The sequence below is a fragment of the Sulfurimonas sp. genome (assembly GCF_034005705.1).
In the GTDB taxonomy this organism is placed as follows: Bacteria; Campylobacterota; Campylobacteria; order Campylobacterales; family Sulfurimonadaceae; genus Sulfurimonas.
The window spans coordinates 165,620-185,063 of sequence record NZ_JAVEUF010000002.1; the positions used below are offsets into that span (position 1 = coordinate 165,620).

Here is a 19,444-nt window from a genome sequence, read left to right on the forward strand (position 1 = left end):
CCTTTAATGTATCTTAGTAGCCGCTGTTATATACAAACACCGTAATAAAGTCTAAAAGCCAATTTACGGCTATAAAAGCAAATATAGTTCCTATGGCAGCAAAACCGATGATAGTCTTGAGCGGAAGTGTAGCATTTGCACTATAAACGTGACCGCCGTCTTCAACGATAGGGTCCTTCATAAACATATAAACAATGAGTTTTAGGTAGTAGTAACCCGCTATCGCCGAGTTTAGAGCCATAATAAGCGCCAATATAGTATATCCGCCTGTAACTGCCGAACTTATCATATACATTTTACCCCAAAACAGAGCAAACGGAGGAAGACCAGCCAAACTCAACATAAACAGAGCCATAATTGTCGCAGCGACAGGTGCTGTCTTTATCATACCCGCGAACTTGTTGTAGCTATGGTCTGACTGCTGATGCGCAGGAAGATTTTTCTGTCTGCTTATCCATAGCATAGAGAACGAACCGAGGTTTGTAAAGCTAAAGAGAATCCAGTAGAGGAAAAGCGCACTGTTTGACTGAGTCGTACCGATCAATATCGCCGCCATAACAAAACCTGCATGCGAGATAGAGCTGTACGCAAGCATTCTCTTAACATCCGTCTGAACAAGCGCCCATACGTTAGCCATGGTCATAGTCACTACAACACCCATATAGAGGATGACCTCAAGCCAGACCACGCCGCTGTGGATCAGGAACTCAAAGAGTCTCATAGCAACAACAAAAGCCGCTATCTTAGGAACGATCGACATATAACCAGCAAGTGCAGCAGATGAGCCCTCATAAACGTCAGGCGTCCATGTGTGAAACGGAACCATCGAGAGTTTGAAGCCGAAAGATGCAAGCAGGAATACAACGCCTACAAGAACAAAGCCTATATCTTCATAGTTGTTAGCAGTCAAAACTGCCGCGATCTGGTTGATCTCAACAGAGCCTGTAAGGGCGTAAAATATCATAGAACCGAAACTGAAAAATCCAGCTGCAAGCGCACCCATAGTAAAGTACTTAACAGCTGCTTCAAACGATTTGTCGCGGTTGTGCATAGCAATAAGCGTATAGAGTGCCAAAGAAGCAGTCTCCAACCCTACAAATATAAGTATAAGATTGTCAGTTGCAACCATGAACTGGAAGCCAGCTATCATAAACAAGAAGAGCGCGAAGAACTCAGGGTAGCTGAACTCATGGAATCTCTTATGCGTAAGTGCCAACGGTATGAAGAGCATAGAAGCACCGACAATTATAAACTGCGATAAAATAGCCAGACCGTCTATGAGCATAACGTCAAAGACACCCATGACCGTACCGTTTTTCTCAAATATTCCCGCAGAGTCTAAGAGTGCAACAAAATCGACACCAAGTACAAGAAGGCTCAGCATTACATAAAGAGACTTGTGTTGATCACTTTTAAACAGATCAATAACTATGATTAAGAGTGCGCCAACGATTGGGATCAGCATTGGCACAAGAGTCATTAGATTTAGCGACTCAATAGAAACATTTACAGGTGATAACATTAGTGTGCCTCCTTAGCTGAAGTTCTTTTGATGATAAGGTCCAAATTAGGGATTCTCTCTTTTGCTTCATCTGAAATCGCTTTTTCGTGCATCAATTGAACAACGCCTTCAACGCTTGTGTTTATAGTTCCCAAAACAGGTTTAGGATATATACCAAGCCAGATAGTGATGATCACAAGCGGAACAAGAGCGACAAGTTCTCTTTTGTTAACATCAGGAAGATTTCTGTTCTCCTCTTTTGTAACTTCGCCGAAGAACATCTTCTTGTAAGCCGCAAGCATATAGATAGCGCCGACTATGATCGCCGTACCGGCTAGAAGCGTTAAGATGTGTGACTGCTTATAAAAACCAAGCAAGCTTAAGAACTCACCTACGAAGTTGATAGTGAGCGGAAGACCGACCGAAGCCATAAGCATTATTCCAAATATTGTTGCAAAACGAGGCATTACAGAAGCCAAGCCTCCAAACTCGCTCATAAGTTTTGTATGTCTTCTGTCGTAGATAACGCCTACAAGCAAGAAGAGCGCACCAGATACGACACCGTGTGCTATCATCAAGAAGATAGAACCTGAGATACCCTCAACATTTAATGCGAACGTACCAAGAATAATAACACCCATATGTGATACGGAAGAGTAAGCAACAACCTGCTTAACATCTTTTTGCGCATACGCTACCATCGCCGTATAGATGATCATAATGATCGCCAAGATAGCTATCGGGTACATAAAGTAGACCGATGCATCCGGAAAGAGCGGAAGTGAAAAACGGATGAACGCATATGTTCCCATTTTTAGCAAAATTGCCGCAAGTATTACCGAACCGATAGTCGGTGCTTGACCGTGAGCGTACGGTAACCAGGTATGGAACGGGAACATAGGAACTTTGATAGCAAAACCAATAAAGAACGCAACAAAGAGCCATATCTGGAAAGATTCAGGCAGGATCAGACGGTACCACTCTAAGATCGAGAAGCTCCACTGACCTGTTGCCTGATAGTAGAAGTACGCCATAAAAAGCATACCCACGAGCATAACAAGTGAACCGGCAAAAGTATATAAGAAGAACTTTACGGATGCGTAGATTCTAAGAGGTCCGCCCCATGCACCGATGATGTATAGCATCGGCACGAGTGATAATTCCCAAAATACATAAAATACGATAGCATCAAGAGCAACGAAAACACCGACCATTGTCATCTGCAAGAACAGAAGCGTGATGATCATGTTTTTTACATCTTTTGTCTCGCCAAGAGATGCGATACCTATCAGAGTAAAGAACGCCGCTAAAATTATTATAAAGAGCGAAATTCCGTCAACCCCTACTATGTAGTTGATACCGAATGTCGGAACAAGCGCGATAGTCTCCATAAACTGCATACCAGATGCATTTGAGTCAAATGCAAACCATAGCCAGAGTGCAAGAGAAAACTCGATAGCGGCAACGGCAACACCGTAAGAACGCATACTCTCCTTGTTGACTACAAATCCAAGCATCGCTGCGAGTGCCGGGAAGAAAATTAAAATCGATAAGATATGATCCAACATCTATTAAACTCCTAAACCTGAGAGAATTGTCTTTATTTCTCCAGAATATCTAACTGCAAGCCCAAAGACCACAGCCAATGACAGAAGAACAACCGTTCCTGCTACCATCCACTTAAGCATAGTCGATAGATTACCGCTTTGCATAACTCTTGTTTTGTCACCTGTCTGATAGAATATATTTGCTATACCGTCAACAGTTCCATCTACGATCTTCTGATCGATCTTCGTCCAGAAAAGCTCTGAGAGCTCTCTATACGCTTTTACAATATAGTTCTCGTAGAAGTAAGGAATATAGTACTGATTAATAAGCAGTTTATATCCGAAACTGTTCTCCATTTTAGATGTCCCATCAGGCACTTTGATATCTTTGCTTGTATACTTTTTGTAAGCATAAGCGATCGCCGCGATTACAAAAAGCTGTGTCCCGATTGTCATTATCCAATACGTCGTAGCCGAGTGTACATGATACTCTGTTGCAGGAAGCAGCTCTGTGACCATATTGAAGTATCCCATCTTAAACGCGCCTGCAATGACTGCAAGAAGAAGAAGCGGGCTCATCGCGATAAGCATAAATCTGTAAGCTTCGTGCGGATGAATTCCGAAATGCTTATATCTGTCTTCACCGTGAAAGATCAGTGCCACAAGTCTAAATGAGTAGAATGCAGTAAGACCTGCAGTAAGCAGCAATACGGAATAGATGATAAAGTGATGTTCAACGAAAGCGACCTCCAAGATCAGATCTTTTGAGAAGAAGCCAGCAAGAGGGAAGATTCCCGCAAGCGCAACAGAAGCTACCGTCATCATAACAAACGTTCCCTTCATCACCTTGTTAAGACCACCCATCTTAAACGGATCAAGCTCATCGTGCATAGCGTGCATAACGTTACCTGCGCCCAAGAATAGAAGCGCTTTAAAGAATGCGTGTGCCATAAGGTGGAAAAGTGCTACCCAGTAAGCGCCAAGACCCGCAGCTGCGAACATGTAACCGAGCTGAGAGAGCGTAGAGTACGCTATAACTCTCTTCATATCGCGGTTTACAAGCGCCATTGAAGCAGCAAAAAGTGCGACGAACGCTCCTAGTGATGCGATAAACAACCCTACAGAAGGGATCAGTTCATAAAGAGGATTTGCGCGGATAACAAGATATACACCCGCCGTTACCATCGTTGCCGCGTGGATAAGAGCAGAAACAGGAGTAGGACCCTCCATAGCGTCTGCCAGCCAAGTGTGAAGCGGAAACTGAGCCGATTTACCCATAGCACCGATGAAGAGGAAGATTCCCATCCAAGTCAGTACCGCAGTATCAAGTGACGGCATTGCAGCAAAAGCTTCATCATACTGGAGAGTTCCCGTGTTCCAGTAAACCAAAAAGATACCGATAAGCATACCAAGGTCAGCAATACGGTTCATTATAAACGCTTCGTTAGCTGCCCAAGTAGCGCTCTCTTTTTTATACCAAAAACCGATAAGTCCCCATGAACATAGACCAACACCCTCCCAGCCGATAAAAAGACCTGCGAAGTTGTCACTCATAACAAGTATCATCATTGAGAAAACGAACGCCGAGAGCCATGCGAAGAATCTGTTAAATCCTGCATCATGGTCCATATATCCGATAGCGTAAACGTGAACAACCGTAGAGACCAAAGTTACTACTATCATCATAGTAACACTTACCTGATCGACAACGAAACCAAACGGAATGTAAAGATCACCCGTAGCCATCCATGTCATCATCTCAACATGAACAGTATGTCCAGTAAGCATTACAAGAACCAGAAGTACCAAAGAGCTTAAGAATGACACCCCAAGAAGAATACTTGGAACTATTCCTGCGATCTTAGTCTTTGGAGATGCACCGAAAAGCGCAGCGAACAAAGAACCAACAAGCGGTGAGAAAAGTGCCGTATATAAAAAGAGTTCCATATTCTATCCTCTCATCGTTGACATACTGTCAAGATCTATATTGTTATGTTTTTTATGCCATACGATCAAAAGCCCAAGCCCGACCGCTACTTCGGAAGCAGCAATAGCTATAACGAAAAACGCGAACATCTGGCCAGTAAGATCACCGTAGTAGTGTGAAATTGCGGCAAAAGAGATGTTTACAGAGTTTAAAAGTATCTCTGTAGCAAAAAAGAGCATAAGCAGATTCTTTCTTCTCATGATCCCCACTAATCCTATTGCAAAAAGGATCGTTGAGAGCACAAGGTAGTGATTTAGTCCTATTTCCATCATGAGAGCACCTTCTTGTTTTTATCTTCTTCTCTCATTTTCAGTATCTCTTGGTCATTCATAAGAGTAAGAGAGAGATCCATCTTCTTCCCTGCAAGTACAATACCGGCGATCATAGCGACCAGTAGCATTACGGCTGCCATCTCAAAAGGGATAAGGTATTTTGTAAATAGAACCATACCTACGTCTTGAGTATTACCCGCACCTTCAGTTACAGGGTAAAGCGCTTCGATATTGCTTCCAATGATCGGAGCAGAAACAATAAGCACAACCAAAACTGCACTAATGATACTTAGTCCAAAAATGATCGCTTTATTACCCTGCTTCTCTTTTACATCTCTTGTCGTATCGAAGAACATCATACCAAAAGCATAAAGAGCCATTACGGCACCGGAGTAAACAACGATCTGAATCGCACCTAAAAAGTCAGCGCCCAAAATAAAGAAAAACGCCGATATAAAAATCATTCCTGCCGCCAAAGCCGATAGAGCATATAGCGCCTGTGAGGTTGTCACCGCTATATAGAACATCGAAATCGTTAAAAAAGCGAACAGATAAAATGCAACTGCTTCAAACATAAACAAACTCCTTAATATGCTAGAGGTGTTTTTTTAACACGCTCGTCTTCATGTGGTGTGATCGCGCCAAAGCCTTCAAACTCGACCTGAGTTCCGGCTTTCATCTTGTCAAGCGGCGTGAGCATATCCTGATACATTATAAAATGCTCTCTCTGGTCAGATGCATTTTCATACTCGCCGCCGTGCGTAATTGCCAATTCAGGGCATACTTCGGCACAGTAGCCGCAGAAGATACAACGACCAAGGTTGATGCTATACTCTGTCACCTCTTTGCGAGAGTTCTCATCGATCTTAGTGTCGATCCTGATACAGTTAGAGATACATATCTTCTCACAAAGTCCGCACCCGATACATCTCTCGGTATCAGACTCCCAAAGTCGCTTCATCTCGTGAACCGCTCTGTATCTTGGTCCGATCGGCATCTTCTCTTCAGGATATTGAACAGTGTGGATGTCAAATCTGATCATCTCTCTTAGAACTACCCAAAGACCCACAAAAAGCTCGCCTCTTAGCGCTCTTTTTAAAACTCTTTTAAATTTACCCCATCCATCTGTAGGGTAAGGAGCAATATCTACCATATAGTAGTTGCTGTCTATCTCCGTGACATTTCTGTTGTTAAAATGTTCTTCTATATGTTCGTTATGCATACTCACCCCTTACATCATTACTATACCAGTGATAACTATATTTATCACTGCTATCGGCATTAAAACTTTCCAGCACAGCCACATAAGCTGATCCGGTCTTATATCAGGCCAAGCCGCTCTTGTCCATAAGAAAAAGAAGAAGAAGAACGCAACTTTAGCTAACAATCCAAGAGCACCTAAAAGACTTCCGTCTCCGTAGCCGCCTAGGAACAGAAGCGCCATAACAAAAGAGATAAAGAACATATTTGCATACTCACCGATGAAGAAAAGACCCCATCTCATTCCTGAGTACTCAGTTCCAAATCCGTCAATGATCTCGTGATCGTTTGCAACCAAGTGAAAAGGTGTTCTTCCTGTCTCTGCAAAAGCCGCTATCCAGAAAAGTATGAACGCTACAGGTTGAGACCATACTATCCAGTCTGTAATTCCGCCTGCTTGATACTCGTTAAAGTCTATAAGCGAAAGTGAACCTACCATCATAATTGGAGCTAAGATCGATAAACCGGTAATAACCTCATAAGAGATAAATACAGCAGCACCACGCGCAGCAGAGAGGAGCGAGAACTTGTTCGCAGAAGCCATACCGCCAAGAAGAGGACCGTACAGGCCGACACCCATAACACCCAAGATATATAATATACCGATATTAATATCTGCTACTATAGGATGTACTTCATATCCAAAGATAGTAAAAGAGGGCAAGAACGGAATAGCCGCCGCTGCCATAAATGCAGTTGCAGCCGTAATAACAGGTGCAATTTTAAAGATACGTCCGACTACGTTTGTCGGAACGATATCCTCTTTTGTAAAGAGTTTAATACCGTCTGCTGCAACTTGAAGTAGACCAAAAGGCCCGACATTTACAGGTCCTAGACGGCGCTGCATAAATGCGAGAACTTTTCTCTCAAAATATGTACCGATTCCCGCCAGTGCAGAAAATATAAGTAAAATCACGACGATCTTGATGATCGTCTCAATTAAATATGCTGTTTCCATATATTACACCTTTTCAATCGAAGCTGTTGCAAAGCGGTATGAGCTAAACAGTGCCTCTGAATTTAATTTAGAATCAAATGTCGGCAACACAACTATGTCACCGCTTATTTTATTATCACTTACTATATTTGCCACGATCTCACCGCTTGGGCTTTTGACTCTCACGCTGTCTCCTTCGTTAAGATCAGATCCGCTTAAGAACTCTTCGCTCATATAAACACCGCTTACCTCATCAAGGTTTGTAGTCTTGTATGTAAACGGAGTGAACTGTCTTACAGGATTTGCCAAATAGATAAGAGTTCCCTGCATCTTCTCATCACTAAACGCAGAAACGCTCTCATCGCCGCTTGTAGGAACAGCTATGTTCTCAAGCAGGTATCCGCGATGCTCCGTGCCGTCATTGTCATAGTGGTTTGGAAGATTGTCAAACTCTTCTGCTCTAAAGCCTTTTGCAACAGGAAGCTCTTTGGTGTACTCAATAACAAGTTCAGCATTAAGCCCGAGCGCATTTGCAATATCGTTTAGCTCGTATCCATTGTAACCGATCGCCGCATTTGTAGGGTTCACTCTTTTGTTTATACTTGTAAGCGTTCCCTCCTGCTGGTTTATCGCAGGCATATCAAGATCACCCTCACCTAGAGCCGATAGTGTAAAGTCACCTTTTGTGTTGTAGCCGATCGTATAAGAGCCTGCCTCATCATCTAGCTCACAAATCAGTGCAACTCCTAAAGAGTTTGTAAGCGTAGGTATCATCGTTAGCTCAAACGCGCTGTACTTTTCAATAAGCGCTAAAAGACGAGCAAGATTTTTGGAGTTTGGATGAGTATAGAGATCCGGTCCTGCTATGAGAGCAAAACTATCTTTTTTAGCAAGGTTTTTCTCCAGAGTCTCCATAAAGTTCTCATCTGCACCTAAAATCTCTAAAAGACGGTTGTCATCCACTTCAACCTCTTTTGATATCTTCTTAGGAACCATCTTCTTCTTCTCTTCTTCTACCTCTTCCTCTTCGCCCGTCTCTTCGTTTTTCTTCATCACTTTGACGATCTCGGTAACCTCTTCTTTGATCACCTCTTCAACCGTTACGGTCTTTGTAGAGTGAAACGATGCAAGGTATGAGACTATATCGCTTGGAAGCTTCTCTTTGTCTGCAAATAGATCAAGGATAAGGTATAAAATGGCCTCCTCTTGAAGCGGAGCGTGATACATAGTCATTATACTCTTGCCAAGCCCTTCTATGACCGGATCTTTTAGAGGGTGAAAGTAAAGACCTGCACCCTTGTTTACCGTCATGGAGTTGTTCAGAGCATAACGCGCATTCGGGTTGTCGCTCTTAAGAGCAGTTCCCACCGATATAACAAAGTTAGCGTTGTGAGTAGCTTCAAGGTCATAACCGTAGAGCTTTGTACCGCTTATCTCGCTGTAGTTATTTAAAAATGTCTGAAACGCTTTTGCTTCACTGTTTACAAGCTTGTAACCGAACTTCTCTTTTAGCTTCTGAAGAACCAGAGCCTCTTCATTCGTTATGGTAGATGTAAACTTGATAGTGTCGGCTTTTTTAAACGCCTCAACAGCATTTGCAAATGCCGCTTCATCTTTAGCCTCTACTCTGTTTTGATAATCAAAGCCGTATCTTCCGGCACCGCAGAGAGAAACATAGTTCCACTCGTTCATAACGCGGTATATCTTCTCATCGGTATTGTCTATGCTTGTATGTTTTACATCGTAGCTTATCTGACATCCTGCAGAACAGTGCCCGCACGTTGCAGGTATCTGCTTACACTCCCACGCGTTCGTAGTGTAGATATAGTGTGTATCGACAAGAGCTCCGACCGGACAAACCGCGGCACACTCACCACAACTCGTACAATCAAGCATCTCTTCGCCGCTTGTCAAACCTATAAGAGATTTGTTAAGTTTGTTCCACATTGCATAAGCATCTTTTGGCATACTCTCTTTATACTCTGCTTCAAGTGCATCGGCACCGCGCGGCACAGTTTTAAGCGAGTTGTCGCCTATCATATCTTTACATGCGGTCACACATCTCTCACAAACTATACACAAGCCCGGATTGTAGTGAATATGCCCCCAGTCGATATCGCTTCTGTCTACATCTTTAACGGCATAGTGCTGTGCATCTACGCCCATCTCCAAAGTATAGTTTTGAAGCTCGCACTCACCTGACTGATCACAGACACCACACTGAAGAGGATGATTTACATCATAGACCTCCATGATCGCACGGCGCTCTTTTATGATATTTTCAGTCGATGTTACGACGCTCATCCCCTCTTTTGATTTTGCATTACATGCATACACCTGCTTGCCGTCAGCTTCTACAAGACAGAGTCTACAAGCTAGCGTAGGACTACATCTCGTCAAATAACAGATCGCCGGTATAAAGATATCATTTGCACGAGCGGCATTGAGTATATACTCGCCCTCTTGCGTCTCTATATCTCTTCCATCAATGTTTATAGTAATTTTGCTCATTACATTACTCTCACTATTTTGGATTTTTCAAACCTATATCTACCTGCATCTACGCTTATGTCAAATGTAGGATTTAGAGCCACGGTTCCTTTTAGTTCATCATCAAGTTTGAATTTTCTTTGGATCGTCTCTCCCCCGAAACTGACCTCAACGAGATCCCCGTCCGAAATTCTAGCAGCTACACTAAACTGGGCAGAGCCTCTAAGAAAGTTGTCCTTAGGCAGCTGCTCTGTCTTTAGAGTGTAGTTGTTGAACTGGAGCACAGGATCACAGTGGTAGATAATAGTACCGTTGAACTCAGGCAGATCATCAAGCTCTTCTAGCTCGCCGTTTGCTTCACAAGCTACCTCGTCAAGCAGATAACCGCGGTTATCTTCGCCCATAGGTGAGAGGAAGTTCTCTAAGTCATCAAATGCGATACCTTTAAATCCTGTCTCTTTACTTAGCTCTTTGGTATATTCGATGGTCTCATCTTTTTCTATGCCAAATGCTCTTGCAATATCATTTAACGTATAACCCTCAAATTGAACTGCCACGTTTGTAGGAAGCACTCTGTTGTCAATGCTAACAACCGTTCCCTCCTGCTGGTTAAGAGCAGGTACCGCCAGATCTGCACCCTCTAACGATGAGATCACAAACTCGCCTCTTGCGTTATACCCGACCACGTCAGGAATATTTTCATCATGGTCTAAAGAGTTTATAAGTGATACGCCAAGAGTGTTCACTTCACGAGGAACTACCACAAACGAGAAATCACTGTGCTTCTCAATAAGTGCCGCAAGTTTAGCGATGTTAGCTGCTCTCTCATGAGCCATAAGGTCGTTGCCTATTACAAGCGTTCTCTTTTTTGCTCTTGCAAAAGATTTGCTCATAAAAGAGAGTTCCTCTTCTCCGATGTTTGTCTCGGCACAGATATAACCAAAATCAAGGTCATTAAAAAATGCTCTCTCGCTCTCATCAATATCAGCATCTTTTAGTATCTCATGAGCCAGAAGTGCCATAACGCCCTCTTCCGTTCCCACTTCATACTTCATCATCTGTGTCGTTACGTTTTGCATAAGCGTATCTTCCATAGGGTGCGCGTAAACGATCTTCGCACCGTTATGTTTTGAAGCGGTCGTTAGCGCATATCTAACACCCGGATTATCGGTTGCAATTCTGCTTCCTATCACTATCACGGCATCTGAGTGCTTGATCGCATCAAGAGAGCCGCTGTGGTGAAGCTTCCCGCTTACAGAGCTATATGCTCTCATAAACTCGCCAAAGACTCTTGCATCTTCATTGAAGAGCTTTATTCCAAGTTTTTCTTTTAAAAGACCCAATATATGAGCCTCTTCATTCGTTATCATAGATGAGAAACGGATCGCTTTTGCATTTTTTAATGCCTCTACGGCTCTGTTAAATGCAGTTTCATCACTATTTTCTCTGTTCTCAAAGTCAAAACCGAAACGTCCCGCTCCGCAAAGAGACGTAAATTCGAAATTGTTTTTAACTCTAAATATCTCATCCGCGCCGTTGATAGAGCTGTGACGTGTCTCATACTCCAGCGGACATCCTGCAGAACAGTGCGCACAAGTTGCAGGAACACGATCAAGCTCCCAAGCGTTCGCTCTGTACTTAAAGCCGCTGCTTGTCAGTGCGCCAACAGGGCATACCGCGATACACTCGCCGCAGAACGTACAATCAAGGACGTCGCTTCCTTTTGGAATAATGGTTGATTTGTACCCGCCGAACTGCACCTCTATAGCATCATCACCTATGACCTCGTTACATACGTGCACACACTTCTCACACATAATGCAGAGTGATGGCTCATAATCTATAAGCCCCCATTTTTTCAAAGGACGAAGCTGGTCGCGGGCAGAGAAGTTTTGGCGCTCTACGTTAAACTCCAGTGTCTTGTTTTGAAGATCACACTCTCCTGATTTATCACAAACACCGCACTCAAGAGGGTGGTTTACATCATATAGCTTCATAATGTTCACTCTCTCGTTTTGTAGAGCGTCATTGTTTGTAATGATCTCTACGCCCTCGGTCGGAGGCGTGTTGCAGCTTAAAACAAAACCATCAACTCCCTTCGCCTCTACAACACACATACGGCAAGATGCGCACGGAGTAGTTTTAGAGATATAACACATAGTAGGAATATAGATGCCTGCTTTACGCGCTACAGTAAGAATTGTCTCACCCTTTTGCGCTTGGACCTGGACGCCATCAATCGTAAAATTAATCACTTTGTTCATTGCACCCATCCTTTACGCCTGTACCATCGCGATATAGTAACAGCGCATACAGCGCTCTGCTTCGCTCATAGCTTCTTCTTGGGTAAAGCCCAGGTTTACCTCTTTGTTGTTGTACTTTCTGTCTTCAACTTCAAGTACCGTTGAGTGCTGACGAGGTACTCCCGGAAGCCATCCCGTTACCTTCTCGTTCTTATCGTAAACGCGAAGTTTTCTTAAGTGGTCTTCCATGATCTCTTCGTCTGTTAAGGTGATCTCTCCGGTTTGTACGTAACGAGCCATTACTGAAGCTGCACGCTTTGCCTGTCCCACCGCATTTACGATAGTCATAGGGCCGTACTCACAGTCTCCGGACGCAAAGATGCCTTTGCGGGATGTCATATAGTCTTTTCCGTTCGTCTTTATAGTTGCCCAAGAGGTCTTCTCGATCTCCCACTCTTCAGGAAGAAGTTTAAGATCAGCTGACTGAGAAACGGCAGGGATGAGATAATCCGCCACTATCTCATACGAAGCACCCTCTATCTTTACAAGTTCTGCACGTCCGCCGTTTGGATCTGGAACAAGCTCGAACTTATCTATAAGAAGCGATTTTAAGATATTATCCTCATCTCTCATCTCCGCTACTGCCGAGTGGAAAAGGAACTCTACACCCTCTTCAACAGCTTCATGATACTCTTCATATGTAGTGTTTTTGATGATAGTCTTCTCATCTCTACGGTAGATCATATAGACCTTTTTCGCATTAGCTCTGATCGCACAGCGCACAACGTCCATAGATGTAAATCCGCCGCCGACACAAACAACAGTCTTGCCTGTTAGATCTACATAGTCGGTAGTGAGAAGATTTTTCTCCTGCTCCTCTTTTGAGATCGTATAGCCGTACTTCTCATAAAGATTCACTTTATCCAAAAAGTCGATCGCACCCCAGTAACCTTTTATCTCAGGCCTTTCGTTTTCGCAGTATACTTTTTTTGAGATCCTGGTACCCGTTGCGACCATAGTTGCATCGTACTCACTCTCAAATCTTCTCATATCGTCGGCGTTGATCTTTGAGTTTGTTATAAAGTTAACACCCATATCTCTGACACACTCGATATCCTGATTGTACTTGTCGATCGGCATTCTGTATTCAGGAACACCGACAGCGACCTCTCCTCCAAGGACAGGAAGCTCTTCGTAAACATCTACATCTACGCCCTCAGCCGCAAGATAGTAGGCAGTCGTAAGTCCAGCAGGACCTGCACCGATAACCGCGACTTTTTTCCCGATACTCGGCTTCTTCTCCATTGGATGGAAGAAATCGTACCCGTGATCGGTCTCCCAGTCAGCACCAAGACGCTTGAGTGCCATAATAGAGATTGGCTCGTCAAGATTAGTACGACGACATGCATCTTCACAAGGATGCGGACATACGCGCCCGCAAACGTGCGCAAGCGGCATGGTCTGACGGGTAGCCATAAGAGAGTCGTCCATTCTAAGGTCTCTTACTCCCTCGATGTATGCAGGAATATCCACATGTGAAGGACAGGCGTCAGAACATGGAGATGTGATCTTTGCAATGTAGCCTATTGTCTCATTGTAGTGTTTTGAGGGTTTCTGCTCATCTATGCACTCCAAAAAAACATCTTCAAAATGAGTCATAAGATCGATTATTGGGTTCGGAACAGTTTTTCCGATCTCACATTTTGAAGTGATCTGCATACTTTTGCCGATCTCTTTTAGATGGTCCAAATCAGCCCTGCTACCTTCGCCGCGTGCGATCTTGTCAAGCTGGTCGTATAAGATACGTCCGCCCCATCGCCCCGGTGCGCATCTTCCACACGCTTCAGAGTACTCTTGATACTGTGCAGCGTACTCCATAGCAAGACGGATAACATCTACATCTTCATCAAAAAGTGCTACGCCGTCCCAGCCGATGAAAGCTTTTGATTCGCGGTGGCTGTCATATTGTGCCGGTAGGTTGTAAGCTGATTCTTTCCACTCCTCTATAGGTGTGTTGATGTTATTTATAAACTCACCATTCCAAGTAGAAAAATATACTTTGCTCAAAATTTAGATCCTGCTTATTTTTTTGTCACGATAGTCCAGTCGACTTCGTTGAACTTTAAAGAGTTTAACAACTCATACCCACACTCTTTTACCAGATCAGCAGATCTTTGGATCGGAGAAAAATCACCGATCTCAAATAAAAAGATTGCAACTTCCCCGGCTTTGTGAGATGCCAATATCTCTCTCATACGAGGTTCAAAATTATCTTTTAAGTGTCTTAAATCATATCTTTTCATTAGCGGTCTACCTCTCCAAATACGATATTTGTTGTACCGATTATAGAAACAACATCCGGAATATAGTGACCAGGAAGAAGGTCAGTTAAAATTCCAGTGTGCCAGAATGACGGAGCGCGCAGTTTTAGTCTGTACGGGTAAGGTCCGCCTTGAGAGTTGATGTAAAAACCAAGTTCACCTTTTGGAGACTCGGTTGCTACGTAAACCTCTCCTACAGGAGGTCTCATACCCTGAGTCACAAGAACGAAGTGCTGCATCAAAGAGTAGTTTTGCGTCATAATGTCAAGCTTTGGAGCAGATACATATTTAGGCGCATGAGCCATAAGTTCAGTCTCTCCGTCTTTAACACACTTCTCGTACATATCTATTGTCTGGTAAAGGATCTTTGCAGACTCTCTCATCTCTTCCATATAGATGCGGTATCTTGCGAAGTTGTCACCCTTGTCAGAGTAAGGAACTTTGAACTCTACTTCATCGTAAAGCTCGTACGGCTCCTCTTTACGGATATCCCAAGCAACGCCGCTAGCTCTTAGCATTGGTCCTGTACAGCCCCATGAAAGCGCCATCTCAGTAGAAATTGTTCCTACCTCTTCCATTCTCATCAACCAGATACGGTTAGTGTCAAGAAGATCTTCATAATCTTTGATATTTTGAGGAAGCTTGTCCAAGAATGTTCTAAGCTGAGCTATAAAACTGTCTTGGATGTCAAGAGGAACTCCACCGATGCGTATAGCAGCATGAGTAAGTCTCGCTCCGCAGTACCCCTCGATAATGTCCATAAGATACTCTCTCTCGCGGAATGCAAAAAGGAAAACAGTCATAGCACCGATATCAAGCGCAGTAGTTGCCAGCCAGAAAAGGTGGCTCATAAGACGGTTGATCTCTAAAAGCATCATACGGATGACTTTTGCACGGCGAGGAACTTCAAGGCCTACAAGCTTCTCAACTGCCAATGCAAATCCGTAGTTGTTAGAAGATGATGCAATATAGTCCATACGGTCAGTTGTCGGCATGAACTCATTGTAGATCATATTCTCAGCCATCTTCTCCATACCGCGGTGAAGATACCCGATATCCGGATGCGCTTTTACGATCATCTCTTGCTGAAGATGGAGCATTAAACGTAACTGTCCGTGAGCAGAAGGGTGCTGAGGACCGAAGTTTAATATCATCTCATTGTCTTCTCTATCAAAAGTGATATTTTCAAAAAACGGGGTTAATCTGTTTTTTACTTGCATGGTACTCCCTATCTTTGAGGGTCGTCAATAACGACCGAATCTTTTTTATCGAATTTTTTAATCATGAAAACACCGCCATCTTCTTGATAGTTCTGCTCATTCTTAGGCTCGTTGCCTGTGATCTTGGTTCCTTTAGGTACTTCATGTCCAAGGCGTGCAAATCTCTCAGAGTCGTATCTGTCAACTTTTGCAGTATCGCGAAGCTCAGGCCCGATAATATCGCGTGCCTCTTTTCCGTATATCTTGTCAACTTCATACCATGAAGCAAACTCATCGCCTTGCAGAGGATAAGTTTTTAGAAGCGGATGTCCCTGCCAGTCGTAAGGCATAAGAATTCTCTTCATGAAAGGATGTCCGTTTGCTTCGATGCCGAACATATCGAACATCTCACGCTCAGACCAGTCAGCAGAGCGGAAAAGTTTCTCTACAGAGTTTACGGCCTCACCTTTGTTAATGAACATCTTTATGCGAAGGCGTTTGCGCTTGCTCATGCTTAGCATCTGATAAAAGATCTCAAAACCGCCTCTTTTTGCAAGCCAGTCGATGGCGCTCATCTCGCTTAGCTGTGTATAGCCACACTCATCTCTTAAAAGCTCCAAAACCTTGTAGTTATCTTCAGGCTTGATGAAAACTACCATCTGCTCGACTTGGATATAAGCGTCAAGGACTTCTACTTTTGACTTTATCGCTTCTAAATCTGCAGCAAAGATCTCATCGCTCTCTACAGGAGATTTTGCTACTTGAGGAGAGACATAAAATCTATCCGTATAATAGGCTTTTGCTTGTACGTCATCTTTTGGTTTATAAGCTCTCATTACATCAACCTTTTAGCTTTTTGCGCTCTTGAAGCTTGGTTCGCACGAATTTTCTTCTGAAGAAGCATAACACCATACTGAAGCGTTTCAGGACGAGGAGCACACCCAGGAAGGTAGAGATCAACAGGGATTATTCTGTCAACTCCTTGAACGGTAGCGTAGGTGTTGAACATACCGCCCGTATTTGCACATGAACCCATCGAGATAACCCATTTAGGCTCAGTCATCTGATCATAAAGTCTTTTGATGAACTCGGCATGTTTTTTTGTAAGCGTTCCTGCAACGATCATAACGTCTGCCTGACGCGGAGATGCTCTAAAGATCGTTCCGAATCTGTCGAAGTCATATCTTGAAGCACCAGATGCCATCATCTCGATACCGCAGCAAGCAAGTCCGTAAGTAAGCGCCCAAAGAGAGTTGGAACGTCCCCAGTTTACTATCTTGTCTATACTTGTAAGTGCAACCGGCAATCCGCCGTTTTGCGTATAATTTATTTTATGTTGTGCCATTCAAGCGCTCCTTTTTTCCATGCATAAATAAAACCGATCGTTAAAAGCAGTATAAACATTAACATCTCGGCAAAACCAAACCATCCAAGCAGTTTAAAGTCAACCGCCCAAGGGAACATAAAGACTATCTCTACGTCAAAAAGCAAAAAAAGCAGTGCAAATAGATAGAACTGCGGAGAGATTCTATTTGGCTGTTTTGTAACCTCAGGTCCACACTCATATACCGATAGTTTTATTTTTTCAGTATTTTTAGCCGCCAACGCACGGCTTGCCAAACGCGCTATTATCGTTGTTACTATAAATGCACCGAATGTCAGAAGGAAAAGTACAAATACCCCAAAATACGGATTTGAAGTCACTACATGCTCCATATAACCTACCTTTGTTATTATTATTGTTTTAAAACGCATAAAAACATAAGCCGTTTGACTTAAATATTTTCACATATTTTTAGAAAAAACAGTTAGGTGGATTGTAGCAAAAAGAGTATTAAATAAAAGATTAAGAGGATATTTGAAGCGGGTACTGTTACCAAATACTACACATTTTTTCGCTCTTTTAGAGCCTATGTGTAGTACTGAAACATAAATGAGAGAAAATCATTACAAACTCTCTACATTGTAACACTATCGTAAGAGATAACGTTTTCTTTTTTGCTCTTTTAGCTTGGTTGTATCGACAACGATAAAGCCGTCAACACAGTTCTCAAACTCTTTGTCTCTGCCAAAGTCTATAAACTCCACTCCGCCCTCTTCACAAAGTTCACTGTACTGTTTATAGAGTGTCGGTATCGCATAGCCCATTACTTGAAGTTCATGCTTTAAGATGACAATGTCCTTCTCGTAATCGTCATTAAAAAAGAGCTCTTCAAACCTCTTTTTCTTAGCCTCATCGATAATATAGCTCTCATGGTGCTTTACACTCTTTACCTTTGAACCGAAATAGTTCATATAAAAATAGACCAAAATAGCCGTCGCCTCATCGCTGTAAGAACCCGATATGCTAACGCATCCAAACATATAACGTATATCGGGATTTGTTCTGAGGTATGCACCTATCCCCTGCCACAGGTAGTCAAGCGCCCTTGAGTTCCAATACTTGGGCTGCACAAAACTGCGTCCAAGCTCAATGGAGTTTTGCAGATACTCTTGACACTCGATTTTAAACTCAAAAAGCGTAGAGGAGTATAGACCGTCAATGCCGTACGCCTCGACCATCTCACCCGCTTTTATTATGCGGTACGAACCTACGATCTCCAGATCCTTGTCGTCCCAAAGGATGATATGCTCGTAGCAGTAGTCAAAATCATCTATGTCTCTCTGCTTTCCGCTCCCCTCTTTAACCTGCCTAAAACTTATCTCTCTTAGCCTTCCGATCTCTTTTATAAGAACGTTCTCATCCGCATTTGCGTAGAGATAGATCTTCTTGCCGTCCGTAGTCTCGCCTATGGCTTTTGCATTTTGAAGCTCTCTTTTAAGCTCCTGCCTGTTCTCCGCCAAGGCTATGCCGTTGTGAGTTTTAAAGATACCTTTTTGCTTTTTGGCAACCTGATAGAAGTGCTTGCGCAGAAGCTTCACCCTGTTTGATATCTCGATGTTTGGCGCATAGTAGCTCTCGTATGGAATACTCTTGCCTATGGTAAAGGAGATGTTCTTGTTGTAGTGTTTGAACATCTCATGCGGGATGGTAGCCGTTGCCAGCGCCTTGTTAAGCATTGAGAGAAGATAGAAGGTCTTTGAGTTTTTCGCATCGATATATATAGGCAAGATCGGAGCTTTAGTGTTTTGTGCTATCTTTAAAAACCCTTTTTTCCACTTTGTATCTTTTATGCCGTCAAGTCTTGCGCGGCTCACTTCACCGGAGGGAAAGATCACTACGACCTGCTCTTTTTGAAGCGCTTCGTAGATCGCCTCCACCGAGCCTCTTTGCATCTTCCCTTTTACATTCTCTATCGGGATAAGCACTTCATCGAGATTTTTAAACTCCTCTAAAAAATTAGATGCGACTATCTTTATATCTTTTCTTACATCTTTTATGACGTTCAAAAGTGCCAAAGAGTCAAGCGCGCCCAGCGGGTGGTTTGCTATTATGACAACTCTGCCGTAAGAGGGTATCCTTGAGAGCTGATTTTTGTTTATAGTGATGTCAATGCTGAAGTAATCAAGTACGAACTCAATAAAATCAAACGCATCGAGATGTCTGTTTTTTACTAAAACATCATTTATCTCATCTTCATGAAAAGCTCTTTTAAAAAATGAGAGCACTCCGTTTCGCACAAGGCTCGGCCATCTTGAAAAAGAGGGGTAGTTATGGTTAAAGTAGTTCTCTACGCTGATAGACAT

The 19,444-nt window shown here is 43.1% G+C and carries 16 protein-coding genes; all 16 read right to left on the reverse strand.

The annotated features are described in order from the left end of the window. Positions 1 to 13 precede the first annotated feature (13 nt). Positions 14 to 1,522 (reverse strand): NADH-quinone oxidoreductase subunit NuoN, encoded by a 1,509-nt coding sequence (gene nuoN, locus RBR61_RS02335; RefSeq protein WP_320341897.1) that lies wholly within the window; start codon positions 1,520 to 1,522, stop codon positions 14 to 16. Then, entirely contained in the window at positions 1,522 to 3,069 is a 1,548-nt protein-coding gene (locus RBR61_RS02340; protein WP_320341898.1) for an NADH-quinone oxidoreductase subunit M, read from the reverse strand. Before RBR61_RS02340 ends, nuoN begins: the two co-directional genes overlap by 1 nt. A gap of 3 nt (positions 3,070 to 3,072) precedes the next feature. After that, a complete protein-coding gene (nuoL, locus tag RBR61_RS02345; protein ID WP_320341899.1) occupies positions 3,073 to 4,995 on the reverse strand; it encodes an NADH-quinone oxidoreductase subunit L in 1,923 nt (640 codons plus the stop codon). Positions 4,996 to 4,998: 3 nt separating this feature from the next. Next, positions 4,999 to 5,307 (reverse strand): NADH-quinone oxidoreductase subunit NuoK, encoded by a 309-nt coding sequence (gene nuoK, locus RBR61_RS02350; RefSeq protein ID WP_137014985.1) that lies wholly within the window; start codon positions 5,305 to 5,307, stop codon positions 4,999 to 5,001. Continuing rightward, complete coding sequence (locus RBR61_RS02355; RefSeq protein WP_320341900.1) at positions 5,304 to 5,882, reverse strand: NADH-quinone oxidoreductase subunit J; 579 nt, start codon at positions 5,880 to 5,882, stop codon at positions 5,304 to 5,306. Before RBR61_RS02355 ends, nuoK begins: the two co-directional genes overlap by 4 nt. A gap of 11 nt (positions 5,883 to 5,893) precedes the next feature. Continuing rightward, positions 5,894 to 6,529 carry an NADH-quinone oxidoreductase subunit NuoI gene (gene nuoI / locus RBR61_RS02360; RefSeq protein WP_320341901.1) on the reverse strand — a complete coding sequence of 212 codons (636 nt, stop codon included), beginning with the start codon at positions 6,527 to 6,529 and terminating at the stop codon, positions 5,894 to 5,896. Positions 6,530 to 6,538: 9 nt separating this feature from the next. Further along, positions 6,539 to 7,525 carry an NADH-quinone oxidoreductase subunit NuoH gene (gene nuoH / locus RBR61_RS02365; RefSeq protein WP_320341902.1) on the reverse strand — a complete coding sequence of 329 codons (987 nt, stop codon included), beginning with the start codon at positions 7,523 to 7,525 and terminating at the stop codon, positions 6,539 to 6,541. Between the two features lie 3 nt (positions 7,526 to 7,528). After that, positions 7,529 to 10,015, reverse strand: coding sequence for an NADH-quinone oxidoreductase subunit G (locus RBR61_RS02370; RefSeq protein WP_320341903.1), 2,487 nt, complete (start codon positions 10,013 to 10,015; stop codon positions 7,529 to 7,531). Beyond that, the gene (locus RBR61_RS02375; RefSeq protein WP_320341904.1) at positions 10,015 to 12,258 is read right to left on the reverse strand and encodes a 2Fe-2S iron-sulfur cluster-binding protein; all 2,244 of its coding nucleotides are present in this window, start codon (positions 12,256 to 12,258) and stop codon (positions 10,015 to 10,017) included. The genes RBR61_RS02370 and RBR61_RS02375 overlap by 1 nt, the downstream gene beginning before the upstream one ends. 12 nt (positions 12,259 to 12,270) lie before the next feature. After that, entirely contained in the window at positions 12,271 to 14,304 is a 2,034-nt protein-coding gene (locus RBR61_RS02380; protein ID WP_320341905.1) for an FAD-dependent oxidoreductase, read from the reverse strand. A gap of 14 nt (positions 14,305 to 14,318) precedes the next feature. Beyond that, the gene (locus RBR61_RS02385; protein WP_320341906.1) at positions 14,319 to 14,540 is read right to left on the reverse strand and encodes an NADH-ubiquinone oxidoreductase subunit E family protein; all 222 of its coding nucleotides are present in this window, start codon (positions 14,538 to 14,540) and stop codon (positions 14,319 to 14,321) included. After that, entirely contained in the window at positions 14,540 to 15,778 is a 1,239-nt protein-coding gene (gene nuoD / locus RBR61_RS02390) for an NADH dehydrogenase (quinone) subunit D (protein ID WP_320341907.1), read from the reverse strand. Before nuoD ends, RBR61_RS02385 begins: the two co-directional genes overlap by 1 nt. Positions 15,779 to 15,786: 8 nt before the next feature. Next, the gene (locus tag RBR61_RS02395) at positions 15,787 to 16,593 is read right to left on the reverse strand and encodes an NADH-quinone oxidoreductase subunit C (RefSeq protein ID WP_320341908.1); all 807 of its coding nucleotides are present in this window, start codon (positions 16,591 to 16,593) and stop codon (positions 15,787 to 15,789) included. Next, a complete protein-coding gene (locus RBR61_RS02400) occupies positions 16,593 to 17,102 on the reverse strand; it encodes an NADH-quinone oxidoreductase subunit B (protein ID WP_294884873.1) in 510 nt (169 codons plus the stop codon). Before RBR61_RS02400 ends, RBR61_RS02395 begins: the two co-directional genes overlap by 1 nt. Further along, positions 17,084 to 17,473: an NAD(P)H-quinone oxidoreductase subunit 3 gene (locus RBR61_RS02405; protein ID WP_320341909.1), complete on the reverse strand. Its 390-nt coding sequence runs from the start codon at positions 17,471 to 17,473 to the stop codon at positions 17,084 to 17,086. The genes RBR61_RS02400 and RBR61_RS02405 overlap by 19 nt, the downstream gene beginning before the upstream one ends. A gap of 255 nt (positions 17,474 to 17,728) precedes the next feature. Next, positions 17,729 to 19,444, reverse strand: coding sequence for a lysophospholipid acyltransferase family protein (locus RBR61_RS02410; protein WP_320341910.1), 1,716 nt, complete (start codon positions 19,442 to 19,444; stop codon positions 17,729 to 17,731).

Excerpts from the sequence above, each read along its gene's own strand:
- nuoK (WP_137014985.1), bottom strand. The coding sequence starts at position 5,307 with ATGATGGAAATAGGACTAAATCACTACCTTGTGCTCTCAACGATCCTT.
- RBR61_RS02405 (WP_320341909.1), bottom strand. The coding sequence starts at position 17,473 with ATGGAGCATGTAGTGACTTCAAATCCGTATTTTGGGGTATTTGTACTT.
- RBR61_RS02385 (WP_320341906.1), bottom strand. The coding sequence starts at position 14,540 with ATGAAAAGATATGATTTAAGACACTTAAAAGATAATTTTGAACCTCGT.
- RBR61_RS02340 (WP_320341898.1), bottom strand. The coding sequence starts at position 3,069 with ATGTTGGATCATATCTTATCGATTTTAATTTTCTTCCCGGCACTCGCA.
- nuoL (WP_320341899.1), bottom strand. The coding sequence starts at position 4,995 with ATGGAACTCTTTTTATATACGGCACTTTTCTCACCGCTTGTTGGTTCT.
- RBR61_RS02370 (WP_320341903.1), bottom strand. The coding sequence starts at position 10,015 with ATGAGCAAAATTACTATAAACATTGATGGAAGAGATATAGAGACGCAA.
- RBR61_RS02395 (WP_320341908.1), bottom strand. The coding sequence starts at position 16,593 with ATGAGAGCTTATAAACCAAAAGATGACGTACAAGCAAAAGCCTATTAT.
- nuoI (WP_320341901.1), bottom strand. The coding sequence starts at position 6,529 with ATGCATAACGAACATATAGAAGAACATTTTAACAACAGAAATGTCACG.
- RBR61_RS02410 (WP_320341910.1), bottom strand. The coding sequence starts at position 19,444 with ATGTCTATCAGCGTAGAGAACTACTTTAACCATAACTACCCCTCTTTT.
- RBR61_RS02375 (WP_320341904.1), bottom strand. The coding sequence starts at position 12,258 with ATGAACAAAGTGATTAATTTTACGATTGATGGCGTCCAGGTCCAAGCG.
- nuoN (WP_320341897.1), bottom strand. The coding sequence starts at position 1,522 with ATGTTATCACCTGTAAATGTTTCTATTGAGTCGCTAAATCTAATGACT.
- nuoD (WP_320341907.1), bottom strand. The coding sequence starts at position 15,778 with ATGCAAGTAAAAAACAGATTAACCCCGTTTTTTGAAAATATCACTTTT.
- RBR61_RS02400 (WP_294884873.1), bottom strand. The coding sequence starts at position 17,102 with ATGGCACAACATAAAATAAATTATACGCAAAACGGCGGATTGCCGGTT.
- RBR61_RS02355 (WP_320341900.1), bottom strand. The coding sequence starts at position 5,882 with ATGTTTGAAGCAGTTGCATTTTATCTGTTCGCTTTTTTAACGATTTCG.
- nuoH (WP_320341902.1), bottom strand. The coding sequence starts at position 7,525 with ATGGAAACAGCATATTTAATTGAGACGATCATCAAGATCGTCGTGATT.